General features: G+C 46.9%; 2 protein-coding genes. Both read right to left on the bottom strand.

Annotated features, from left to right (window positions below):
* Nucleotides 1-362, bottom strand: a 362-nt coding sequence (gene ftsL, locus A3738_RS00855; protein ID WP_068763268.1) for a cell division protein FtsL, incomplete at its 3' end; no start/stop codon positions are given.
* Nucleotides 355-1,161 (bottom strand): 16S rRNA (cytosine(1402)-N(4))-methyltransferase RsmH (rsmH, locus tag A3738_RS00850; protein WP_156503846.1); only part of this gene is annotated, 807 nt, incomplete at its 5' end. The genes rsmH and ftsL, both read right to left, overlap by 8 nt.

The raw sequence follows: 1,161 nt of genomic DNA, 5'->3' as shown, positions 1-1,161 counted from the left end.
ATTTCTAATTCTTGCGTCGCGACGCTTTCAATCTGCCCTGGAGAGGCAACTGCACTCTGCTCTAAAAGCAACTGCGCCCATTCCAACTGAAGCTGATCATTACGCTCTTGAAGCAAAGCTTGCCCAGCGAATAGTTCGCGTGAAATATGCGACGAATACACAACACCAAGTGCCGTTAATGTCATTACCAACACCAAACCCATCGACAGCAACAATTCTTTGACCGGCAACACTTGCCAGATAGCTTGAAGTCGCTGAGCAACCCCGTCTTCACTGAGACCTGCATCAAACAGAGGCTTAACAGTGCCTTTTAAGGATTCAGCATGTCGCGCACGCAGGAAAAATCTTAAGTATTCATTCATCACTCAGCTTCTCCAACACGCGCATCACTGCGCTACGGGATCGTGGATTTTGTTCAATCTCTTCTTTGCTCGGCTTAATGGCCTTACTCATCAACTTAAACCGTCGCGTTATATCACTTTCTAAAACAGGGACGCCCGGTGGCGGCTCATCCCCTTTCGCTAATTTTTTCATCGCCCGCTTGACCATTCGATCTTCCAGTGAGTGAAAGCTAATAACCACAAGGCGACCACCTACTTTCAATGCACTCACAGCGCACTCAAGGAACAACTCTAAATCAGCTAATTCTTTGTTAATCTCAATACGTATTGCCTGAAAAGCTCTCGTCGCTGGATGCTTATGCTTCTCCCATGCGGGATTCGCTTCAGACACAATATTTGCAAGCTTCAAGGTGGTATCAATGACTTGCTTAGATCTCGCCTCGACGATTGCAGCAGCTATGCGCTTAGCAAAACGCTCTTCACCATAATCTCTTAGTACACGCACCAACCCTTGCTCTTCGACTTCTGCGAGCCACTGCTGAGCACTAACACCAGCACTGGTATCCATGCGCATATCAAGAGGGCCGTCGTTCATAAAACTAAAACCTCGATCAGCTTCGTCCAACTGCGGTGACGAAACACCTAGATCAACCAATACTCCATCTGCCAACTCATCACCACGCTTAGCTAAATACAGTGGAATATCGACAAACGAGCCATGCTCTATCTCAAAACGGGCGTCTTCATCATGAAGTTTGTTTGCAACCTCAATAGCAGCTAGATCTTTATCAACTCCAACCAAACGCCCTGATTCTGACAA

Source organism: Oleiphilus sp. HI0066, from assembly GCF_001635725.1.
The sequence above is the reverse complement of the archived record's forward strand: the minus strand, read 5'-3'. Positions and strand labels throughout refer to the sequence as shown.